The following is a 7,730-nucleotide window of genomic DNA, read 5'->3' on the forward strand; positions in this document are numbered from 1 at the left end:
GCCAAACCCCTTGGAAACAGGTGTTTAAATGATTGAAAGGAGGCATTAGCAATTTTTTTAAGTGGTTGCAATCCGGTCCCGAGGTGTCGGGATAGCAAATCAATCCACTTTTTTACTGCTGCAAAATTAGCATATTTTCTTTATTTCAAAAATTATAGATTATTTTGTGCACTCATTCTTACACTTTGCACACAAAGATCAATATCCTCTTTATTATAAACCCTATCTCTGGTGGGCGAGGAAAATTACGCATCCCTGATTTTATTGATCAATACCTGGATAAGGAGAAGTTTAGTCCGAACTTTGTTTTTAGCGAATATGTTGGTCATGCCGGCGAATTGGCAGACGAAGCCGCAACTAAAAATTTCGATGTAATTGTTGCTGCAGGTGGCGATGGCACCATTAACGAGGTGGCCAGTAAAGTATTAAAACACAAAAAGATTTTGGGGATTTTACCGCTTGGATCGGGGAATGGCCTTGCCAGATTTTTAAGAATATCGAAAAATTTAAGGTATGCACTTTCCCTGATCAATAATTTTAGGATTGATGAGATTGATACTGCCGAGTTTAACAACAAATGTTTTTTTAATCTGGCCGGTATGGGATTCGATGCCCATTTGAGCGCTGTTTTTTCGAAAGATAAAAAACGCGGTCTGTCAGGTTATGTAAAGCTGGGTTTTAAAGAGGTTTTTAACTATAAAGCACAAACTTATTTGCTAAACATTGATGGCGCCGAATATACCAGAAAAGCTTTTGCCATTAGCATTGCCAATTCATCGCAGTACGGCAACGATGTTTATATTGCACCTAATGCTTCGGTAAAAGATGGCTTGCTGGATGTTTGTATTATTAAACCTTTTCCGATAATAAAATTGCCATTATTGGGTTATGTAATGTTAAGAGGGAAGGCCGAAACATCAGACATGATTGAAATTATTAAAGGCAAAAACATTAAAATTACCAGAGAAAAAGCTGGTGCAGTGCATGTAGATGGCGAGCCCTTACAAATGGGGACTGAGATACACGCGGTAGTAAATCCGCTCTCGCTCAAAGTAATTGTTCCTTGAGTGTTGTGCTAAGCGTGCGGCGGTTGGCGTTGATTCCTGATCAAATAGATTGCTTAGCACACTCAAATCTTGCGCCGCAACTAATTGTTGGGCTATGCACCCAAACGAATGAACAAATGGCCAGTGAACCAATGAACCTTTTATAAAACATGAAACCAAAGAAAAATAGTTTAAGTGATCTTGGCGGAATTATGTATTCTACCAATCCAGAATTCGAATACGAAGAAGAAGTTGATGATACCGTTACTTCGCCAAATAATCAACAGGATTTAAGGGTAATGCTCGATAAAAAGAACCGTGGTGGTAAGGCGGTAACCTTAATTACCGGTTTTAGAGGGCGTACTGAAGATTTAGAAGTATTGGGCAAAATGCTTAAAACTAAATGTGGTGTAGGTGGCTCAGTTAAAGACGGCGAAATCATGATCCAGGGCGATGTACGCGATAAAGTAATGGGCATCCTGCAGAAAGATGGTTATAAAGTGAAAAAAGCCGGAGGATAATAGAAAAAGCTGTCATCCTGAGTGCTAATTTATTGTATAAAAATCAATACTATTGACAGCGGATTTTAATGAATTAATATATTGCTTGGAATCGTCATTCCCAACTTGATTGGGAATCGTAATGCAATAAGCTTTAAGATTCCCGCCTGTGCGGGAATGACGATCATTCTATTGGAGTCTGTCAATGGTAGTGAAGTGCAATATCTTCGAGAAACCTAATTCTTCCCGAATATAAATACTGTCTCAAATCCCTCTTTTACAAAGTTATTCATGCCATATCCTGTTTTAATGTTTCCTGAACAAATTTTTTGCAAGATGTTTATGAAAAATTAAACGCATGAAAAAGATAATTTACCTTATCATCCTATGTTTTCCTCTATACTCACTGAGCCAAGGGAAAAATAACACTTTTTTAAGTGAAGCGAATGGAAATTCAATGTTATATGGTATTACCAGTCCATATTCAAATTGTCCTGTATTGCTTCGAGTTGATGAAAGAACCAAGTGGATTTCTTTTAGTAATCATGAACCAAGTGATCCACTGAAAAATAGTGTTTTCCTTGGAGAGGCAAAAACAATACATCTGGAGATGAGGATACACAAAGACAGCCTAAAATGTTTTAGATATTCGATTGTAGAGAATGATAGCGTTTTCCTCGTAGATGACGCCATTCCAAGTAAGATAAATTTTAGATGGAATAGCAGAAGTGATTTTCCAAATTACCTTACAATGAGTTTAGGTGATTACAATGCAATTGATAAAAAGATTACTATCAAAATATATAAACTACCTCAAAAATTTAAGGTAAGTACCACTGTAATTTATAATCAGCCTCTATTACCAGCTAAGATATTAAGCAAGACTGTATTTTCAGAATCGATTAATACTAAGGGGTTATCGGTTAAAGAGATCGGTGATCTTGTTAAGAAAAAAGGAAGAAGTGCATTTTTCCTCAAAGGAAAGCCTTTTAAAGATGGCGAAACCATAGTAAATGATAGTATTCTGCGGATGTCAATAGGTATTAAAAATACTGGTGTTAATTTTATTTATAAAGTGAAAATAACGAGGTATAGCAATGATTATCCTGAAGAAACAGTTCTAACCGCTAGCAATTGGGAAAATTCGTATATACAAATTGATGCTGAATATTTTAAGAAACCAGGAAAATATAGGGTTTCAATTGCACCTGAAATATATAGATCGCTAGACTTACCACGAGGTTTACCCTTTACGTTAACCGAAACATCATTTAAGTTTACAATTATTGAAAAGAAAGAAAAGCTTTTTACCTCTCGAGAGTTATTACTAATTAGTGTTATAGTAGGCGGCCTTTGTGGTCTCATATCGGTTTTAATCCTTAATAATCGCAAAAAAAAGGCGGCTAAGATACTTGCTCAGAAATCTCAGGAAAAAGAAATCGCCAAACTCCAGCTAGAATCTGTCCGCTCACAGCTAAACCCACACTTTTTGTTCAATGCACTTGCAGGTATCCAAACGCTGATGAACAAAAACGAAACCGACAATGCCAACCGCTACCTTGTTAAATTTGCACGATTAACACGCAATGTGTTAGATCATAAAGAACTCATCAGCTTAACTTCTGAGAAAACCTTGCTTGATGATTACCTGCAGATGGAGCAATTGCGTTTTGGTTTTCAGTACCAGATCACAGCTTCACCTGATTTAGATGTCGAGAATATCGAAATTCCGGCCATGCTTTTGCAACCCTTTGTAGAAAATGCTGTAAAACATGGCATCGCAGAGAAAGGAAATGATGGTAAGATCGGAATTGGTTTTACAGCACAATCAGCAGATCTGGTTTTAAGTATAAAAGATAATGGAAGTGGTTTCGATGTAAGCCAAGATTACGAAGGTTTAGGTTTGGCTTTGACTAAAAACAGAATATCTTTACTCAATTCCATCTATAAAGAAAATCAGTTTTTATTGGATATGAAAGCAGATGCAGATGGGACAGTAATTAAGATCACACTAAGCCAATGGTTGTAAGATGCGGGCAATTTTAGTAGACGATGAAGCAGCGAATTTAGAAAATCTGAGGATTTTACTGGATAAGCATTGCCCCAATATTAAGGTGGTAGCCATTGCCAGTAATATTGGCGACGCCTTTAGCCAGGTTAATCTTCATCATCCGGATTTGCTTTTCCTCGATATCCAGATGGGTAAAACAACCGGTTTCGATTTGTTAAACCAGCTTACGGAGAAAACTTTTGAAGTAGTTTTTGTAACAGCTTACGATAATTATGGTATCCAGGCGGTAAAATTTGCTGCCTTGGATTATCTGCTGAAACCTGTAGATCCTGACGAATTGAAAGTAGCTGTTGAAAAGGCCGAGATCAGGATCAAAAACAAAATACATGGCGAGCAGCTCAATTTTTTACTGAGTCAGATCAAGAAGAACGAGCCAGGTACGCCGAAAATTGCATTGCCGCAACAGCACGAAATCCGTTATGTTTCGGTTGATGATATTATGCGTTGTCTTGCCGATAACACTTACACGTTTTTCTTTTTAAGCAATGGCGATAAAATCCTGATTTCGAAACCACTGAAAGAATATTCCGATCTGCTCAAACCCCACGGTTTTGTGCGGGCACACCAAAGCCACCTGGTTAACCCGAAATTTGTAAAAAGCTGGCTTAAAGAAGATGGTGGAACACTTTTAATGGATAGTGGCGATAAAATTCCGGTGAGTAAGCCGAATAGAGAAATGGTAAAAGAGGTGTTGGGGAAGTAAYCAGTATAGGCAAATACTAAAGGATTACCTGTCAATCCTCACCATAAGCCAACCAATGCTCAATGTTGATTTTTAAATGAATAGCACATAGCTACTTTCGTTGAACATTTAAATCAATCAACATGAAACAGTTATTATTTTTACTCTTTTTTATCATTGCTTTTGGCTTACAGGTGGCGCATGCAGAATTTTTGAATCTTGGTGCGGCAGAGATAATAATGCTTTTGGTTGTGGGCTTTTTTACTGTAACCTTCGTTATAGGTTTTATTTTTTTATGTTTATATCTAATTAGACGTGTTAAGCCAGCTAAAAATGAAAAATAAGATAATCTTTGGGTTAGTTTTTATCCTCGCTTATGGTATTCATATTGCCTATGCCGATTTTCTAAATATGGGTAGTGCGGAAATAATTATGCTTTTGGTAGCAGGCCTTGTCTTTTTCGGATTTTTTGGTGGTATTTTTATGCTGATCTACTTTTTGATTAAAAAAAACCGTAATACGTCATCAAACGTTGCCCCGAATACCGTAGCCATAAACTTTGCACCTCCGCTTGATTATCAAAACCCTACTGTTGAAGAAAGAATCGACAAAAAGGATACCGTTAAAGGGGTTACCAGGATAGCGTTACCTCAACAGAATGAAATTAGATATGTTGGTATCGAAGAAATCATCAGGTGCGAAGCGGATAACAATTACACCAACTTCTTTTTTAGCGACGGTGATCAGCTTTTGATTTCGAAATCATTAAAAGAATATTCCGATCTGCTCAAACCCCACGGTTTTGTGCGGGCACATCAAAGCCATTTGGTTAACCCGAAATTTGTAAAAAGCTGGCTTAAAGAAGATGGTGGAACACTTTTAATGGATAGTGGCGATAAAATTCCGGTATCGAAACCAAATCGGGAGCTGGTGAAAGAGGTGTTAGGAAAGTAATTTATATAGCGTTAATTCGCGTTAGGGATTGTAAGGGTTAAGTACCGATTAAGCATATGTTTTTATTTAATCACGGTATGCTTGCTTGTTTCACAGGTCTTCATCGGTACCGAAGCGCAGCGTAGCCCTGAAAAGCAGGACCCTTGCGCAGCTTGGGGAACGCCCAAATAAGCTAACTGTTGGCAATTTACAATTACACCACGGAATTAATAACTTGAAGATTTTAAGAAAGCCACTAAAAACCTGCGAGGTTTAAACATTACATTTTTGTACTTTTGCGGCTATGTCAGTTATTAAACCCTCATTAGCAAAAGGTACCCGTGATTTTTCTCCGGTTGAAATGGTAAAACGCAACTTTATTTACGATACCATTAAAACGGTTTTCAGAAAATATGGTTACGCCGAAATCCAGACCCCAAGTTTCGAAAACCTTTCGACTTTGACAGGGAAATATGGTGATGAAGGTGATAAACTGATTTTTAAAATTTTAAACAGTGGCGAATTTCTTAAAGATCCAAAAAAGAAATCTTTCGATTTTGCAGATGAAGATAATAGCAATAAACTGATTCCGCTAATCTCTGAAAAAGCCTTGCGCTACGATTTAACGGTGCCTTTTGCGCGTTACGTAGTGATGCACCAACACGAAATTACTTTGCCTTTTAAACGTTTTCAGGTACAACCCGTTTGGCGTGCAGACCGTCCGCAAAAAGGCAGGTACCGTGAGTTTTATCAGTGCGATGTGGATGTGGTGGGATCTGAAAGTTTATTGAACGAAGCTGAATTTATTTTAATCTACAACGAAGCTTTGAGCAAATTGGGTTTGAAAGATTTCAGCGTAAAAATTAACAATAGAAAAATTTTATCTGGTATTGCTGAGATTATCGGTAAACCAGATTTAATTATTGATATGACCGTAGCCATCGATAAATTAGATAAAATCGGTTTAGATGGCGTAAGTAAAGAACTTTTAGAACGTGGTTTTACAGAAGCGGATTTAGAAAAACTTCGTCCTGTAATTTTGTTGGAAGGCACTAATGAAGAAAAGCTGACTAGTTTGAAAACTGTTTTGGCGCAATCAGAAACAGGTTTAAAAGGTGTTGCAGAAATTGAACAGGTTTTCGAATATGTAGAAAGTTTGATTTCTTATGGCTTGCCGTTAACGGCTAAACTGGAATTGGATATTACTTTAGCGCGAGGTTTAAACTACTACACCGGCTGCATTTTCGAAGTTAAAACCAACGAAGTAGCCATGGGCAGCATTGGTGGTGGTGGCCGTTACGATGACTTAACCGGTATGTTCGGTTTAAAAGATTTAACCGGAGTTGGTGTTTCTTTCGGTGCCGACCGCATTTATGATGTATTGGAAGAACTTAACCTTTTCCCTGCCTCAGCAGAGGTTGGAACAAAAGTGTTGATCAGTAATTTTGATGCAGAAGCTGAAAAGTATGCTTTGCCAATTGTTCAGCAATTCAGAAATGCAGGGATCTCGGCAGAGTTGTACCCAAGTTCGGCGAAACTAAAAAAACAAATGGCCTATGCCGATGCGAAGAACATCCCTTACGTAATTTTAATTGGTGGTGATGAAATTGCAAGCGGAGAACTTACCCTAAAAGACATGCAAAGCGGTGAGCAGAAGAAGCTTACTGTTTTGGGTATTCTGGAGTTGTTGAAATAATAATTTATATTAACCACAGAGATCGCTGAGTTTTCACAGAGGCGGGAGGTGCGGTCGTCATCCTGAACTTGTTTCAGGATCTATTTGGTAAGTACTATTCTCGCTTGAATACTTTTCTGGTTTTCCCCTCATTAAAGATCCTGAAACAAGTTCAGGATGACGGACTTGGCGAATTTTCTGTGCATTCGATTCCCTCTGTGGTTAAACCTACCGTCCAACTCGCAATAAAACCGGGAAATGAACGTCTTTCTCCGCATCATCTCCCCAGGCTTCTTTTAATTCGGTAAACATATACTCTAATGGGTTGCGTTCATTCGCCTTTTTATAATGCTGCAAAGAAGACCAGGTATTTAAATAGCCAATCAGTTGGTTAAAATTCCAGGTGGTTTTAATCTGAAAATGAGGAGCAATGATCTCTTCAAAGGGAAAGGGGATGGTTTTATACCCCTCTTCAATATAACGGCGTTCGCTGTCCCAATATTTGCCTAAAATATCTTCGTAAAGTTTATGTACAGCCTTATCTACTTTTTTATCGATAAACATTAGGCCATAACCAATCACTGTAAAAAGGCCATTTGGTTTTAGTGTTCGTTTTACCTCAGCGTAAAATGCTTCAAAATTAAACCAATGAATGGCCTGTGCCACCGTAATCAGATCGAAACTAGCATTACCCACCGATGTTTGTTCCGCAGGTTCCACTTTGTAAGTAATATTTGGCAATTGAAAAGCATTTTTTAATTGATTCTCGCTGATATCTGTTGCATAAACGGCATCGAAATATTGGGCCAATACACGCGCAACC

8 protein-coding genes are annotated in these 7,730 nt (G+C 37.9%); 7 read left to right on the forward strand and 1 reads right to left on the reverse strand.

Annotation, left to right across the window (positions count from 1 at the left end; translation table 11 throughout):
- Nucleotides 1-185 precede the first annotated feature (185 nt).
- The 7 genes from AC1DPQ_RS11640 to hisS all read left to right on the forward strand — a co-directional run bounded on the left by AC1DPQ_RS11640 (nucleotide 186) and on the right by hisS (nucleotide 6,928).
- The gene (locus AC1DPQ_RS11640) at nucleotides 186-1,067 is read left to right on the forward strand and encodes a diacylglycerol/lipid kinase family protein (protein ID WP_477609389.1); all 882 of its coding nucleotides are present in this window, start codon (nucleotides 186-188) and stop codon (nucleotides 1,065-1,067) included.
- Between the two features lie 149 nt (nucleotides 1,068-1,216).
- Nucleotides 1,217-1,567, forward strand: coding sequence for a translation initiation factor (locus tag AC1DPQ_RS11645; RefSeq protein ID WP_230142598.1), 351 nt, complete (start codon nucleotides 1,217-1,219; stop codon nucleotides 1,565-1,567).
- 337 nt (nucleotides 1,568-1,904) lie between these two features.
- Nucleotides 1,905-3,575, forward strand: a complete 1,671-nt coding sequence (locus tag AC1DPQ_RS11650; protein WP_477578668.1) for a sensor histidine kinase — start codon at nucleotides 1,905-1,907, stop codon at nucleotides 3,573-3,575.
- Between the two features lies 1 nt (nucleotide 3,576).
- Nucleotides 3,577-4,320 carry a LytR/AlgR family response regulator transcription factor gene (locus tag AC1DPQ_RS11655; protein ID WP_477609391.1) on the forward strand — a complete coding sequence of 248 codons (744 nt, stop codon included), beginning with the start codon at nucleotides 3,577-3,579 and terminating at the stop codon, nucleotides 4,318-4,320.
- A gap of 122 nt (nucleotides 4,321-4,442) precedes the next feature.
- Nucleotides 4,443-4,643, forward strand: coding sequence for a hypothetical protein (locus tag AC1DPQ_RS11660; protein ID WP_477585242.1), 201 nt, complete (start codon nucleotides 4,443-4,445; stop codon nucleotides 4,641-4,643).
- Nucleotides 4,633-5,253, forward strand: a complete 621-nt coding sequence (locus AC1DPQ_RS11665; protein ID WP_477585241.1) for a LytR/AlgR family response regulator transcription factor — start codon at nucleotides 4,633-4,635, stop codon at nucleotides 5,251-5,253. Before AC1DPQ_RS11660 ends, AC1DPQ_RS11665 begins: the two co-directional genes overlap by 11 nt.
- Before the next feature lie 283 nt (nucleotides 5,254-5,536).
- The gene (hisS, locus tag AC1DPQ_RS11670) at nucleotides 5,537-6,928 is read left to right on the forward strand and encodes a histidine--tRNA ligase (RefSeq protein WP_477609392.1); all 1,392 of its coding nucleotides are present in this window, start codon (nucleotides 5,537-5,539) and stop codon (nucleotides 6,926-6,928) included.
- Between the two features lie 207 nt (nucleotides 6,929-7,135).
- Here the strand turns inward: hisS and AC1DPQ_RS11675 are convergent.
- A partial coding sequence (locus AC1DPQ_RS11675; protein WP_477609394.1) for a class I SAM-dependent methyltransferase occupies nucleotides 7,136-7,730 on the reverse strand: 595 nt, incomplete at its 5' end.

Source organism: Pedobacter sp. 01T416_2, assembly GCF_056398925.1.

Bases quoted from the DNA above. Each gene is read 5' to 3' on its own strand.
- AC1DPQ_RS11665 (WP_477585241.1), top strand. From the start codon at position 4,633: ATGAAAAATAAGATAATCTTTGGGTTAGTTTTTATCCTCGCTTATGGT.
- AC1DPQ_RS11645 (WP_230142598.1), top strand. From the start codon at position 1,217: ATGAAACCAAAGAAAAATAGTTTAAGTGATCTTGGCGGAATTATGTAT.
- hisS (WP_477609392.1), top strand. From the start codon at position 5,537: ATGTCAGTTATTAAACCCTCATTAGCAAAAGGTACCCGTGATTTTTCT.
- AC1DPQ_RS11655 (WP_477609391.1), top strand. From the start codon at position 3,577: ATGCGGGCAATTTTAGTAGACGATGAAGCAGCGAATTTAGAAAATCTG.
- AC1DPQ_RS11660 (WP_477585242.1), top strand. From the start codon at position 4,443: ATGAAACAGTTATTATTTTTACTCTTTTTTATCATTGCTTTTGGCTTA.
- AC1DPQ_RS11650 (WP_477578668.1), top strand. From the start codon at position 1,905: ATGAAAAAGATAATTTACCTTATCATCCTATGTTTTCCTCTATACTCA.